Below are 13,893 nucleotides of genomic sequence, written 5' to 3'. Positions count from 1 at the left end.
CAAAGATGGAAACGATTGTCAACAACTGTCCTCTTGTTGATCGCTTCGACTACCGATTTGATCCGGGGGGTGCCGCCGCCGGTAACCTGAAGCATTCGCTTCGTCGTCAGTGTCGTCATCAATGAAGAGAGCACCGTGGCCGCCGACAAGATCGACACCATCGTCAGCCTCAGCAAGCGCCGTGGCTTCGTCTACCCGTGCAGCGAGATCTACGGCGGCCAGCGCGCCGCCTGGGACTACGGACCGCTCGGCGTGGAACTGAAGGAGAACATCAAGCGGCAGTGGTGGCGTTCGATGGTCACCTCTCGTGACGACGTCGTCGGACTCGACTCGTCCGTGATCCTGGCCCGTGAGGTGTGGGAGGCGTCCGGCCACGTCGCCACCTTCACGGACCCGCTCACCGAGTGCACCTCCTGCCACAAGCGGTTCCGCGCGGACCACCTGGAGGAGGCGTACGAGGCCAAGCACGGCCGGCTCCCCGAGAACGGCCTGGCCGACGTCAACTGCCCGCACTGCGGCAACAAGGGCAGCTTCACCGAGCCCAAGCAGTTCTCCGGGCTGCTCGCCACCCACCTCGGCCCGACCCAGGACTCCGGCTCGATCGCGTATCTGCGCCCCGAGACCGCCCAGGGCATCTTCACCAACTTCCTCGCCGTCCAGCAGACCTCGCGCCGGAAGCCGCCGTTCGGTATCGCGCAGGTCGGCAAGTCGTTCCGCAACGAGATCACGCCGGGAAACTTCATCTTCCGGACGCGTGAATTCGAGCAGATGGAGATGGAGTTCTTCGTCAAGCCGGGCGAGGACGAGACGTGGCACGAGTACTGGATGGAGCAGCGCTGGAACTGGTATCGGGACCTCGGTCTCCAGGAGGCGAACATCCGGTGGTACGAGCACCCGAAGGAGAAGCTCTCCCACTACTCCAAGCGCACCGCTGACATCGAGTACCGCTTCAGCTTCGGCGGCTCGGAGTGGGGCGAGCTGGAGGGCCTGGCCAACCGCACCGACTTCGACCTGAAGGCGCACTCGGCGGCGTCCGGCCAGGACCTGTCGTACTTCGACCAGGAGGCCGGCGAGCGCTGGACCCCCTACGTCATCGAGCCGGCGGCGGGCGTGGGCCGCGCGATGCTGGCCTTCATGCTCGACGCGTACGTCGAGGACGAGGCGCCCAACGCCAAGGGCAAGATGGAGAAGCGCACCGTGATGCGGCTCGACCCGCGCCTGGCGCCGGTCAAGGTCGCGGTGCTGCCGCTGTCCCGCAACCCGCAGCTCTCGCCGAAGGCCAAGGGGCTCGCGGCGGACCTGCGCAAGCACTGGAACATCGAGTTCGACGACGCGGGCGCGATCGGCCGGCGCTACCGTCGCCAGGACGAGATCGGCACGCCCTTCTGCGTCACCGTGGACTTCGACACCCTCGACGACAACGCCGTGACCGTGCGCGAGCGCGACACGATGAAGCAGGAGCGGGTCTCCCTCGACCAGATCCAGTCCTACCTGGGCGGCCGCCTGATCGGCTGCTGACCTGGCCCGGGCCATCGCGCCCGGACCACGGGCACCGGACACATACCCGACGACGGGCTCCGGCGCCGCGGACGCGATGTCCGTGGCGCCGGGGCCCGTCGGTTCGGCAGAACGGGGGGTTCACCAATCGTGCGAGGCGTGACACATCACATCACCGCCACCCGCGAGGACGGCACGGTCTTCGAGGTGAGCTACGGCTACGGTCCGGGGCAGCGGCGGCTGCTCGGCTGCGAGCACTGCGACTGGCAGGAGCGGATCACCTACGGCGGCGCCCGCCACAAGGGACTCGACCACCTCGCCCAGGCGCACGGAGCCCTCGGCTCCCCGCGGATGACCGCCGACGCGGCGGCGCGGCGGCAGGTCGTGCTGATCATGCTGGCCTGCTTCGCGGCGGCAGCGGTCATTCTGTGGTGGGCCGCCTCGCAGGGGTGAGCCGCGCGTTGCCGCGGACGGTCCGCCGCCCCCGGCCGAGCGCCAGCGCCGTGCACAGCGCCGCCAGCGGCAGCTCCGCGCAGGCCGCCATCGCGACCGCCACCGCCAGTTCCCCGCCCGGCGCGGCGGTCACCGTGTCGAACCACGCGTCCACCACCAGCAGCGCTCCCGTCGCCGCCGCGGTCAGACGATGGCGGTCGTCGCCGCGTCTGCGCAGCGCGGCGGTGGAGAGCAGCCCGAGCGCCTCGAGGGCGTCCAGGCCCACCCAGGCGGCGTTCCAGTGGCCGACCTGAGCCGTGGACGGCACCGTCCGGGCCAGTACGTACAGCCAGGGGACCAGCGCCGCCCCCGAGGCCAGCAGCACCGGCTCGGGGCGTATCCGCGTGATCCACGCGGGCCGGGAGCGAGATGTGCTGCGGCCGGGCCGGGCGGGGGCGTACAGGGCGGTCATGGGGCGGGTCTCCTTCCGGACGGCCCGGGGATCGGGCCTGCCCGCCAGCCTTGTCGGCGCCACCGCCCGTGTCGTTCAAGGCAGTTGCCGTTGTGGGGTGGCACTGGCTGCACTCCTTTTCCGGGTCCGCGCTCCAGCGCGCGGCCGTACCGAGCCGCTCTAGAGTCGCCGTATGAGACTCCCCACCGCGCTGCGGCCCGCGTTCGAGCGGACGCTTCACCGGCTGCGGCGCGACCTCGGTTTCGGCGTCGCGGGTGCGGCGGCGCAGTTCGTGGCCTGGGCGATCCCCATGAGCGTTCCGTGGCTGATCTACGAGCACATCGCCGCCCTGGGGTGGGTCGTGCTCGCCCTCATCCTCCCGCTCGTCGTCCCGGCCGTGGCCACGCCCGTGCTGACGCGCGTCCAGCGGTGGCGCTTCAAGGAGCTGCTCGGCATCGAGATCACCGGGCCCGGGTGGGCTCCGCGGCAACTGTGGTACCACCTGCTGGCCGGACCGGCGGTCGCCTGGGGCGGGGTACTGGCCGCCACGATGGCCCTCGTCGGTCTCGGGGCCGCCACCGTGTACCTCTGGATATGGGGCGTCCCGCTGTCCTGGCGGCTCGACCACGTCGGGTACTCGACCCAGGCCGCACATGTCACGGCGGGCGGCCTGATCCTGCTGGGCCTTGCCTACGCGCTCATCGGTGCCCTCGCGCGGCTCGACACCCGCGCCGCCACCACGCTGCTGGGCCCCGTCCCCGCCAAGGAGCTGGAACGGCGGGTCGAGGACCTGACCGAGAGCCGTGCGGGGGCGGTCGACGCGGCCGACGCCGAGCGCCGCCGCATCGAACGCGATCTGCACGACGGCGCCCAGCAGCGGCTCGTCTCCATGGCGGTCAACCTGGGCCTGGCCAAGGCCACCCTGACCGATCTGCCGGACGAGGCCAGGCAGGTGATCGACGAGGCGCACCGGGAGGCCAAGGGGGCCATCGAGGAGCTGAGCAGCCTGGTGCGCGGGCTGCACCCGGCCGTCCTCGACGAACTCGGTCTGGACGCCGCCCTCTCCGGCATCGCGGCGCGCGCCCCGCTGCCGGTGCGGCTGCATGTCCATGTGCCGGAGCGAGCCGCCCCGACCGTCGAGGCCGTCGCGTACTTCGTCGTGTCCGAGGCGCTCGCCAACGTCGCCAAGCACGCCCGGGCGGAGCGGGCCGACGTCACGGTCGTCCGCGCCGGGGGCACGCTGCGGATCGTCGTCGAGGACGACGGGGTGGGCGGCGCCGACCCCGCGCGGGGCAGCGGCCTCGGCGGGCTCGCCAAACGGACCGGGTCGGTGGACGGCACGTTCGACATCAGCAGCCCCCGCGGGGGCCCGACCGTCATCACTGTGGAGCTGCCGTGCGCGCTGTGATCGCCGAGGACTCGGTTCTGCTGCGGATCGGCCTGGTCAAGGTCGTACAGACCGCGGGCTTCGAGGTCGTGGCGGAGGCGGCGGACGCCGAGGGGCTGCTGGCGGCGGTCGAGGAACACCGTCCGGACATCGCGGTCGTGGACGTCCGGATGCCCCCGGGCTTCACGGACGAGGGCGTACGGGCGGCCCTGCTGATCCGGCGGCAGTGGCCGGACACGGCCGTACTGCTGCTGTCGCAGTACGTCGAGGAGCGGTACGCGGCGGACCTGCTGACCTCCCACACCAGCGGGATCGGCTATCTGCTCAAGCAGCGGGTCGCGGACGTGGAGGAGTTCATCGACGCGCTGCGCCGGGTGGCGGGCGGTGGCACCGCCCTGGACCCGCAGGTCGTGGCCCAGTTGCTGGTGCGGCGGCACAGCGATCCGCTGGACCGGCTGACCTCGCGTGAGCGCGACGTACTGGAGCTGATGGCCGGCGGGCGGTCGAACGCGGGGATCGCCGGGGCGCTGGTGATCAGCGAGAGCGCGGTGGCCAAGCACATCAACTCCATCTTGGGGAAGCTGGACCTGCCGGTCGCCGAGGCGGACCACCGCAGGGTGCTGGCCGTGCTGCGGTTCCTGGGCGTGGGCCAGAGGCCCCGGGCGTAGGCGCGCACGGTCGTCGAGGACCCCGTTCGCGTCCCAGCCGACGCGGTTCAGCAGCCGCTGCATCCGGTCCGGGCCGCGATGGCCGGCCTCCTCGGCCACCGGCCACCCGTTCTTACGCTCCAACGGCGCCAGCAGCCCCCGCGTATACGCCGGCGCCGGCACGACACCGTCGTGACACAGCGGGCCTTGGACCACCCGGTGCACGACCTGGTCGCGGGCTGCCCCAGCAGAACGGGTCTCGGGCGGCGGCATCGGATCCCTTGCTTCTTCTCACTGCCGAGGGTGGCCGTCCGGGCCTCCGGGTAGCGGGCGCCCGCGGCGGCGTTCGCCGGGACAGCCCTCCTCGATGGCGGTCACCTCTTACGCCACCGCGCGCGGCAGGCGCAGGCTCAGCAGCAGGGTCAGCGCGATCGCGGCGAGCTGGGCCGCGAGCGTGATGACCAGTGCGTCACCCATGCCCATCGAAGGCTCCAGGGACAGGAAGAGCGTGCCGAGCGTCGCCACGCCCAGTGCCAGCGCGGACTGCTGGGTGGTGACCATCACGCCGCTCCCCACCCCGGCCCGATCGTTCGGCACGTCGGCGAGCACGATCCGGATCAGCACCGGAAGCTGCAGCCCCTGTCCGAACCCGGCCAGCGCGACGCCCGGCAGCAGCCCGGCCAGCGACAGACCCTGCCAGTCGCGCCATACGGCCAGCATCAGCACCGCGATGCCCACGGCCTGGATCAGCCCGCCCGCGGTCACCACACGGCTGCCGTACCGGCCCACCAGGCGCGGCCCCATCAGCGAGGCCACGAAGAACGTCGTGGCCATCGGCGCCAGCGCCAGCCCGGCCTCGACCGGCCCGTACCGCAGCCCCTGCTGCAGTGCGACCGCGATGACGAACATGAAGCCACCGAAGCCGATCGAGAACGGCACCACCATCGGCAGCCCGCGCCGCAGCCCGTTCAGCGCGAACAGGCTCGGCGGCAGCAGCGGCGTGCGTCCCGCCCGGTCGGCGCGCCGCTCCACGACGTAGAACGCGGCGGCCACGAGGGGGAACGCGCCCAGCGTCAGCCAGGTCCACAGCGGCCAGCCCGCCGCCCGGCCCTCGGTCAGCGGAACCATCAGCGTGATCAGCGACAGCGCCAGCAGTACGGTGCCCGGCACGTCCACCGGCGCGGGCCGCTCCGAACGGGTCTCGGGGACCGTACGGACCGCGAGGATCAGGCCGATCACCGCGACCGGCACATTGACCAGGAAGACCGCGCGCCATCCGGTGCCCGCGATGTCCGCGGCCACCAGCACACCGCCCAGGATCTGGCCCGCCACCATGGACAGGCCGGCCGTCGCGCCGTACATGCTGAGCGCGCGGGCGCGGCGCGTCCCGCTGGTCGATGAGTGGATGGTGGCCAGCACCTGGGGCAGCATCAGCGCGGCCGAGGCGCCCTGCGCCACCCGGGCGCCCACCAGGCTCCAGGCGTCCGGCGCGAGCCCGCAGGCCAGCGAGGTCAGCCCGAAGGCCGCCATCCCGGCGAGGAAGAGCCTGCGCCGTCCGAAGGTGTCGCCCAGCCGGCCGCCGAGGACCAGCAGTACCGCGTACGCCACGCCGTATCCGGCGACGACGAGCTCCAGTACGGCCGGACCGGCGTGGAGATCGTGGTCCATGGTGGGCAGGGCCACGTTGACGATGAAGAAGTCGATCAGCGGCAGCGCCGCGCCCAGCAGCACGGTGAACAGCCCGAGGGGGCTCAGCGCGGGGCCGGAGGAGGTGTGGGTCCGTCCGGTGGTCTTCCCGCCAGCGGTCTTCGTGCCGGTCGTCTTCGCTGCGTCCGGGGCGGGGGTTCTCGTTCGTATCGTGGAAATCTGCGTTTCGGTCACGCTTACGAAGATCCTGGGTCGCTCAGGCTGGTACCAGAGTGTCTTTATCCTGGTACAAGAAGTACCTGGCAACCGGCTGAGCCCTTCAGGCACCCTGGAGCCATGACCACGATGGTGCGGGAAGCCACGGCCGGTGCCACGACGGGTGCCACGGCCGAAAGCAGGAGTGCGGGGGCCGAGATACGGCGGGGCGAGCTGGCCGCGTTTCTGCGCAGCCGGCGGGAGCGGATCACCCCTGAGCAGGTGGGGCTGCCCCGGGGCCGCCGCCGGCGCACCCCCGGTCTGCGCCGCGAGGAGGTCGCGCAGCTCTCGACCGTCGGCGTGACCTGGTACACGTGGCTGGAGCAGGGCCGCGACATCCATGTCTCGGCGCAGGTCCTCGACGCCATCGCCCGCGCGCTGATCCTGGACCGCAGCGAGCGGGCCCATCTCTTCGCGCTCGCCGGGACCGTCGACCCGAGCCCGGCGAGCGAGTGCACGGGCGTTCCGCAGTCGCTGCGGCGCATGCTGGAGCAGCTGGAGCCGTTCCCCGCCTGCGTCCAGAACAGCCGCTTCGACCTGCTCGCCTACAACCGCACCTACCGGCTGATGATGTGCGACCTGGACCAGGTGCCGCCGGAGGACCGCAACTGCCTGTGGCTGGCCTTCACCCATGACGAGTGGCGTTCGAGCCTGGTGGACCGGGACGAGACGATCCGGCTCATGGCGGCCAAGTTCCGTGCCGTCATGGCCGAGCATGTCGCCGAGCCCGCCTGGAAGGCGATGGTGAAGCGGCTGGAGGACGCCTCCGCGGAGTTCCGGGAGATCTGGGCGCGGCATGAGGTGGTCCGGCCCGGCGACAAGATCAAGGTCTACCGCCAGTCGCGGGTGGGCATCCTCCGGCTGGCCTCCACCAGCCTGTGGACCGGCCCGAGGCAGGGCCCCAAGCTGCTCACCTACACCCCGGCGGACGCGGAGACGCATGAGCGCCTGGAGCGGCTGCACGCCATGGCGCTCGCGGAGGGGGCCGGGGCGGGGGCGGAGGCCGCCCCGGCGGCGGTCTGATCCGACCGACGGCCCTGGGGCGGCCCCTTACGGACCGACCCCAGGGCCGTCGTTACGCACCGGCCCCAGGGCCGTCGTACGCATCACGCCTCGGCGCCGTCACACATCAGGCCATGACGCCCCTCACGCCTTCGCGTTCGCCGCTGCCCGTCCCGCCGGCGCGCTCTCTTCGAGCAGCGCGGCCGCGTGCCGGGTCGTCTTCTCGGCCCAGCGACCCGTGGTCACGATCCCCAGCAGCAGGATGACGGCACCGCATCCGGCGATGATCCACCAGGCCGGACGGGCGGCGTCCACGAACGCGGCAGTGGCCGCGGGCGAGGCGGCGTGCCCCATTTGGCCCGCCGCCGCCGAGGCGGCGCCCGCCGCCAGCACCGCGCCGATGACCGCGACACCGAGCGACTGGCCCACCTGGCGGCTGGTGGAGGCGACGGCCGCGGCGACTCCGGCCTGGGAGCGGGGCATCCCGGAGACCGCCGTGTTGGTGATGGGCGCGTTGACCATGCCGAAGCCGAGGCCGAACATCGCATAGCCGAGCAGCAGCCCGATATCGGTCGTCTGGACGTCGAAAGCGGCGAACATCACCCCGCTGGCCGTTATGGCCACCCCGGCCACCAGCATCGACGGGCGGGGCCCGCGGGCGCCCACCAGCCGTCCGGACAGCGGTGCGCAGACGAAGCACATGAACGCCATGGGCAGCATCCACAGCCCGGCGTGCAGCGCGTCGAGCCCTCGCACGTCCTGCAGATAGAGCGTGTTCATGAAGAGATAGCCGCCGAGCGCCGCGAAGGCGCACACCGCGACGACCGTCGCCCCGCTGAATGGCGCGCTGTGGAAGAACCGCACATCGATCAGCGGTTCCGCACGCCGCAGCTCGTAGCGGATCAGCGCGATGAGCCCCACGGCGGCGATGGCCACGAAGGTCACGATGAGCGGCGAGTCCCAGCCGAGGTCGGGCGCCTCGATGATCGCGTAGGTGATGGTGCCCAGCACCGCGACGACGAGCAACTGGCCGATGGGGTCGGCCCGGCGCGGCTTGGGGGCACGCGACTCCGGTACGTAGCGGGCGGTGAGGAGCAGCGCCGCGATCCCGACCGGAAGGTTTATCCAGAAGATCGAGCGCCAGCCGACGGACTCCACCAGCACTCCGCCGACGATCGGCCCGGCCGCCATGCTGATGCCGACGACCCCGCCCCAGACCCCGATCGCGCGGGCCCGCTCCCTGGGCTCGGTGAAGACATTGGTGATGATCGACATGGCGACGGGGTTCAGCATCGAACCGCCGATCGCCTGCACCATGCGGAAGATGACCAGCGTCTCCAGGTTGGGCGCGAGGCTGCACAGCCCCGACCCGAGGGTGAAGATCACCAGCCCGGTCTGGAAGGTGCGCTTGCGTCCCACCCGGTCGGCCGTCGACCCCGAGAGCATCAAAAGCGCGGCGAGGACCAGGGTGTACGCGTCGATCGTCCACTGCATCCCGGAGACGGATGCGTGCAGATCGCTTCGGATCGAGGGCAGGGCGACGTTGAGGACGGTGTTGTCGAGGCTGACGAGCAGCAGGCTCATGCAGCAGATCGCCAGCACGAGCATGCGCCGCCGATGGCTGAGCTCACACATGGTTGAACGCTACATCGATACTGTCGGTGCGGCGGTCATAACCGCCCTGTCGGTCCCTCTGGCGGGTGCGGGACAATGAGAGATCGGCCCGTCCTCTCCACCGTAGTACGCACAAGGAAGCTGACCCCATGACGCAGACGCCGCAGCCGCCCCAGACTCCGCATCAGCCGCGGACGCGGCTGCGGATCGGACCGCATATGGTCCAGCCGCCGGTCGTTCTCGCACCGATGGCCGGGATCACCAACGCTCCGTTCCGCACCCTGTGCAGGGAGTTCTCCGGCGGTAGGGGGCTGTTCGTCAGCGAGATGATCACCACCCGGGCGCTGGTGGAGCGGGACGCCAAGACGATGCGGCTGATCCACTTCGACGGCAGCGAGAAGCCGCGCTCCATCCAGCTCTACGGGGTGGACCCGATGACCGTCGGCAAGGCCGTCCAGATGATCGTGGCCGAGGATCTCGCCGACCATATCGACCTCAACTTCGGCTGCCCGGTGCCCAAGGTGACCCGTAAGGGCGGCGGCTCGGCGCTTCCGTACAAGCGGCATCTGCTGCGCTCGATCCTGCGCGAGGCCGTGACCGCCGCGGGCCCGCTGCCGGTCACGATGAAGATGCGCAAGGGCATCGACGACGACCACATCACCTTCCTCGACGCGGGCCGGATCGCGGTCGAGGAGGGCGTGACCGCGATCGCCCTGCACGGCCGCACCGCGGCCCAGCACTACGGCGGCACCGCCGACTGGGACGCGATCGCCCGTCTGAAGGAGGCCGTCCCGGAGATCCCGGTGCTGGGCAACGGCGACATCTGGTCGGCCGACGACGCGGTCCGGATGATGCGCGAGACGGGCTGTGACGGCGTGGTCGTGGGGCGCGGCTGCCTCGGGCGGCCCTGGCTCTTCGGCGACCTGGTGGCCGCGTTCGAGCCCGGCCAGGAGGGGCCGGTGGACGGCTCCGAGGTGCCGGTGCCCGGCTCCGAGGCGCCCGTATACGCGCGGCCGACGCTCAAGGAGGTCGCGGCCGTGATGCGCCGCCACGCCGAGCTGCTCGCCGAGTGGCTGGCGGACGAGGAGCGCGGAGTGATCGACTTCCGTAAGCATGTCGCCTGGTACACCAAGGGCTTCTCGGTCGGCTCGGAGATGCGCAAGCGGCTGGCGATCACCTCGTCCCTCGCCGAGCTGGACGCCCTGCTGGCCGAGCTGGACCTGGACCAGGAGTGGCCCTCCGGCGCCGACGGCCCGCGCGGCCGCACCTCGGGCCGCAACCGCGTGGTGCTGCCCGACGGCTGGCTGGACGACCCGTACGACTGCGCGGGAATCGGCGCGGACGCGGAGCTGGACACCTCGGGCGGCTGAACCCCGGCAATCCAGCCTCCAGCAGTCCCGTAGTCCAGCAGTCCCGTAGTCCGGGGGTCACACGAGGTCATCACGGGTTAAAGTGATGGGCTCGTGGTCGCGGTGGGATCTGGACGATCTGGGGGGATCGGTGACAAGCGTCGTCTTCGTCCACGGCACGGGGGTCCGGGCCAAGTCGTACGAGAAGAGCTTCGCGCGGGTCGTGAGCGGCCTGGGGCGGGTGAGAGCCGATATCCGGGTCGTCCGCTGCCTCTGGGGCGAGCAGCATGGAGCGTCGCTGGGGCTCGACGGGGCGTCGATCCCGGTGCGGACGAAGCACCGCGGTGTCGGCGGCGACGAACTGCTGGACCAGGACGATCCGCTGGCCGTGTGGGCGCTGCTGGAGGTGGATCCGCTCGCCGAGCTGCGGGAGTTCGCGGCGGCGGCGAAGGCGCGGCGCGGCGGAGCCGCGCGGGCCGGTTTCGCCCCCGGCCGTCAGGACCCCTGGCAGGCCGTCGCCGATACGGCACGCGGGCTGAGCCTGGAGGCGGTGACCGGCGGCGGGGGGAGCCTGGACGCGTTGGTGTCCGACCTCGCGCCGCACCTCGGCACGGCCGGTGGCCGCGTGGCCCAGGAGATCTCCCGCACCCTGGGCGGTACGCCGCCCGCCGACGGTATCGAGGCGATCGCGGCCCGCGCCCTGTACGCCCTGGCCGTCCAGCGCGCCGAGGGCCCGCACGGCGACGATGAGCCGCTCGCGGTGGACGGCGCCGACCGGGACACCGTCGTCGGCGCGCTCACCGATCAGTTGGGCGGCGCCGGCCGGGGCGGATTCGTCGCCGGCGCCGCGAAGAGCGTCGCCGTACGGGCGCTCAACTCCTACCTTTCGCCGCTGTCTTCACTGGCCCATACCTTCCGCGGCGGGATCACCAAGGGATCCGTCCCGGCCAGCGGCGACATCCTCCGCTACCAGGTGCGCGGCGCCGGGGTGCGTGCCGCGATCCGGGAGGCAGTGCGCGCTGAGATCGCGTCAGGGGGCGGCCCGGTGGTGCTGCTCGCCCACAGCCTCGGTGGTATCGCCTGCGTCGATCTGCTCGCCGAGCCCGATCCGCCTGCCGGGGTGGACCTGCTGGTGACGGTCGGCTCGCAGGCGCCGTTCCTCTACGAGCTGGACGCGCTCGCCGCGCTGCGCCGCGGCGAGTCACTGCCCACCAGCTTCCCCCGCTGGATCAATGTCTACGACGAGCAGGATCTGCTCGGTTTCGTCGGGGAGAAGGTCTTCCCCGACCGGGTCACCGATCTGCGCGTCAACACCCGCCAGCCCTTCCCGCGCGCCCACACCTCGTACTTCGCCCACCAACAGATGTACGAACTGCTGGGCCCGGAGCTGCCGAAGTGACAGCGGTGGAGCACGACTGGCGCCGCACCCATGCCGTGATCGTGGCGGTCGAGCGGTACAACGGCAGCGACGCCCTGAACCTCGACGGCCCGGTGCGCGACGCCATCGGCATGCGGAAGTGGCTGACCGGGCGGGGCGTACCGCCGGAGAACATCCGGTTACTGGCCTCGCCCATGGAGCACAACAGGGCGGCCCTGGAGGAGGCGCACCCCGGCTACCGCCCGGCGGAGCGCGCCGATGTGCGCAAGGTCTTCCGGGACGGGCTGCGCGAGATCGACGGCGACTGGCTGTGGATCTACTGGGCCGGGCACGGGGTGCAGGCACCGGGCGGCCGGTGGAGCCTGCTGTATCCGGAGACCTCCGACACCGACCTCCAGGGGCTGGACGCCGACAGCCTGATGGACCTGGTGCGCACCGACCATGTGCACTGGGACGGAGCGGACCGGGTCACCGTGGTCATCGACGCCTGCCGGCGGGCCCTTCCCCTCGACATCCACGAGCTGGCCGACGTCCCGCAGCCGCTCACCAACGTGACCCAGACCAGATCCGAGCGGCCGGTCTTCTGGATGCGGGCCTGCCAGGCCGGGGCCGTCGCCATGGAGCAGGACGGCGCCGGGCGCTTCACCTCCGCACTGCTGCGGCAGCTCGAGACGGCGGGCGCGGACGGGCCGGGGCTGGATCTGGACCGGGTCTGGAAGGGCGTACAGGACGAGTTCGCCCAGGTGCGCGCGACCGGGAGCAGTCGGCAGTACCCCACGATGCACGTCATCAACTGGGAGCAGGAGGAGCGGACGGTCCGGCTCGGCCCGCCCGCCCCGCCCCTCGATCCGGAGAAGCGGCGGTTCCGGGAGACGTTGGTCCTGGAGGCGTCCGGGCTGCTCGGGGCGGATGCGGCCGGATCGGCGGGGAGGGTCGCCGCCCGGCTCTGCGAGCAGTTCACCACCGCCCCGCCCGCCACGACGCCGCCCTCGGCCGAGGAACTGGTCGACTGGGCGCTGGAGAACCCGCACGGCACCATTACCCTCCTGGCCGAGCTGAGCGCCCACGCCCCGGTCCGTACCGAGATCCGCAAGGCCTGCCATGTGCTGCAGGACCAGTGGCTGACCCGCGCCGAGTACACGGAGCTGGTCGCGCTGCTGGGGCGGCTGGACGAGCGGGGCCGGTACGACGTCGCCGAGGAGGCCCGCGCGCTGTTCGGCCTCGTCGATCTCTCGTGCCACGATCCGGCCGTGCTCGCCGACGCGCTGGAGGAGCTGCTCCCCAAACCGGATCAGCTTCCCCAACTGCTCAGGGTCGTGGAGCGCTTCGCGGCAGTCGATGAGGGGGCGGCCGCGGCCGGTCTGCGCGCCTGGTCGCTGCGGTGTGCCGAACGGCTGGGGCTGAAGGGCCAGTTGATGGAGCGGCGCGGCGAGGCCGAGGAGTACGCCGAGGGCGTCAAGGCCGCAGGTCTCGCCCAGGACCAGCGCATCCAGATCCGGCTCCATCCGTCCGACGGCGCCGGACAGCGGCGTGCGTACGAGGTGTGGACGCGGCGCGGTGAGGACGTCACCTCCCTGGCCAAGGAGGACACCCCCGCCTCCCTGGAGGAGATACAGCGCGGCATCGACGCCCTTCTGAGGAGACATGCCCGCACGCGTGACACCCTCGTGGAGTTCTTCGTGGCCCCCACCGACCTCGAACTGGCCGTGCACCGCTGGCAGCTCGACGCCGATGGGCCCCTGGAGCGCTCGCTCGGCACGGACTACCCGGTCGTGGTGCGCTGCACCGACCTCCGGGACAACCAGCGGCACGTCTGGAAGCAGCGGTGGGAGAGGGTCGACTCGGCGGGGACCGAGGATCTGGAGTGGCTGCCCGCTCACCTGGACACCTTCAAGCAGGTCCACGGCGTCCTCCAGGGGCAGGAGGACGCTCCGGGCGTGGTGCTGACCACCCCCTTGCGGGCCCGGTCGGACGTCTTCAACGCCTGCCTGTTCGACGGAGTGCCCGTCCTCATATGGCATGGCGAGGCGGAAGCCGCCGCCGCGCGGGCCGAGTTGACGGCCCTGCTCGGCACCGAACGGCTGCGGTCCCTGCCCCAGCATCTGCGCAAGCTCCGGTCGGCGAGCGAGGCCGACGAAAGCCACCACGGCCGCCATATGGCGCTCCTGTGGGACGATCCGCACCGCCCGCTCCCCGACCAACTCGACCTGTCCGCACCCTGAGGAGAGACGAAG

General features: G+C 71.7%; 11 protein-coding genes and 1 pseudogene. 8 read left to right on the top strand and 4 right to left on the bottom strand.

The annotated features are described in order from the left end of the window. The first annotated feature begins 135 nt into the window (after nucleotides 1–135). Both CGL27_RS17400 and CGL27_RS17395 read left to right on the top strand, forming a co-directional pair. Entirely contained in the window at nucleotides 136–1,518 is a 1,383-nt protein-coding gene (locus tag CGL27_RS17400; protein WP_014060587.1) for a glycine--tRNA ligase, read from the top strand. A gap of 138 nt (nucleotides 1,519–1,656) precedes the next feature. Beyond that, on the top strand, nucleotides 1,657–1,950 hold the full coding sequence (locus tag CGL27_RS17395; RefSeq protein WP_240450535.1) for a hypothetical protein: 294 nt from the start codon (nucleotides 1,657–1,659) through the stop codon (nucleotides 1,948–1,950). Here the strand turns inward: CGL27_RS17395 and CGL27_RS17390 are convergent. After that, nucleotides 1,919–2,401 (bottom strand): hypothetical protein, encoded by a 483-nt coding sequence (locus tag CGL27_RS17390; RefSeq protein ID WP_240450534.1) that lies wholly within the window; start codon nucleotides 2,399–2,401, stop codon nucleotides 1,919–1,921. The genes CGL27_RS17395 and CGL27_RS17390 overlap by 32 nt on opposite strands. A 172-nt stretch (nucleotides 2,402–2,573) precedes the next feature. Here CGL27_RS17390 and CGL27_RS17385 point away from each other — a divergent pair, with 172 nt between their 5' ends. Together CGL27_RS17385 and CGL27_RS17380 are read left to right on the top strand one after the other, a co-directional pair. Further along, nucleotides 2,574–3,788, top strand: coding sequence for a histidine kinase (locus CGL27_RS17385; RefSeq protein WP_119988220.1), 1,215 nt, complete (start codon nucleotides 2,574–2,576; stop codon nucleotides 3,786–3,788). Further along, nucleotides 3,776–4,435 (top strand): response regulator transcription factor, encoded by a 660-nt coding sequence (locus tag CGL27_RS17380; RefSeq protein ID WP_119988217.1) that lies wholly within the window; start codon nucleotides 3,776–3,778, stop codon nucleotides 4,433–4,435. The genes CGL27_RS17385 and CGL27_RS17380 overlap by 13 nt, the downstream gene beginning before the upstream one ends. A 9-nt stretch (nucleotides 4,436–4,444) precedes the next feature. Here CGL27_RS17380 and CGL27_RS17375 read toward each other — a convergent pair. Together CGL27_RS17375 and CGL27_RS17370 are read right to left on the bottom strand one after the other, a co-directional pair. Continuing rightward, a pseudogene (locus CGL27_RS17375) lies at nucleotides 4,445–4,585 on the bottom strand (IS701 family transposase); the annotation flags it as partial. Between the two features lie 210 nt (nucleotides 4,586–4,795). Further along, complete coding sequence (locus CGL27_RS17370) at nucleotides 4,796–6,295, bottom strand: MFS transporter (protein WP_205587712.1); 1,500 nt, start codon at nucleotides 6,293–6,295, stop codon at nucleotides 4,796–4,798. A 111-nt stretch (nucleotides 6,296–6,406) separates the two neighbouring features. On the opposite strand from CGL27_RS17370, the gene CGL27_RS17365 reads away from it, so the two are divergent. Continuing rightward, nucleotides 6,407–7,339: a helix-turn-helix transcriptional regulator gene (locus CGL27_RS17365; RefSeq protein WP_205587927.1), complete on the top strand. Its 933-nt coding sequence runs from the start codon at nucleotides 6,407–6,409 to the stop codon at nucleotides 7,337–7,339. Between the two features lie 123 nt (nucleotides 7,340–7,462). On the opposite strand, the gene CGL27_RS17360 is transcribed toward CGL27_RS17365, so the two are convergent. Beyond that, the gene (locus CGL27_RS17360; RefSeq protein ID WP_119988214.1) at nucleotides 7,463–8,953 is read right to left on the bottom strand and encodes an MFS transporter; all 1,491 of its coding nucleotides are present in this window, start codon (nucleotides 8,951–8,953) and stop codon (nucleotides 7,463–7,465) included. Between the two features lie 128 nt (nucleotides 8,954–9,081). Between CGL27_RS17360 and dusB the strand changes: the two genes are divergently transcribed. The 3 genes from dusB to CGL27_RS17345 all read left to right on the top strand — a co-directional run bounded on the left by dusB (nucleotide 9,082) and on the right by CGL27_RS17345 (nucleotide 13,881). Beyond that, on the top strand, nucleotides 9,082–10,302 hold the full coding sequence (gene dusB, locus CGL27_RS17355) for a tRNA dihydrouridine synthase DusB (RefSeq protein ID WP_119988211.1): 1,221 nt from the start codon (nucleotides 9,082–9,084) through the stop codon (nucleotides 10,300–10,302). 130 nt (nucleotides 10,303–10,432) lie between these two features. Continuing rightward, nucleotides 10,433–11,680, top strand: coding sequence for a hypothetical protein (locus CGL27_RS17350; RefSeq protein WP_119994430.1), 1,248 nt, complete (start codon nucleotides 10,433–10,435; stop codon nucleotides 11,678–11,680). Beyond that, nucleotides 11,677–13,881 (top strand): caspase family protein, encoded by a 2,205-nt coding sequence (locus tag CGL27_RS17345; RefSeq protein ID WP_119988208.1) that lies wholly within the window; start codon nucleotides 11,677–11,679, stop codon nucleotides 13,879–13,881. Before CGL27_RS17350 ends, CGL27_RS17345 begins: the two co-directional genes overlap by 4 nt. The last annotated feature ends 12 nt before the right edge of the window (nucleotides 13,882–13,893 follow it).

This window comes from Streptomyces sp. 11-1-2, from assembly GCF_003595545.1.
GTDB classification, from domain to species: Bacteria; Actinomycetota; Actinomycetes; order Streptomycetales; family Streptomycetaceae; genus Streptomyces; species Streptomyces hygroscopicus_B.
Note: the sequence above shows the minus strand (reverse complement) of the source record. Positions and strands in the feature narration are given on the sequence as shown.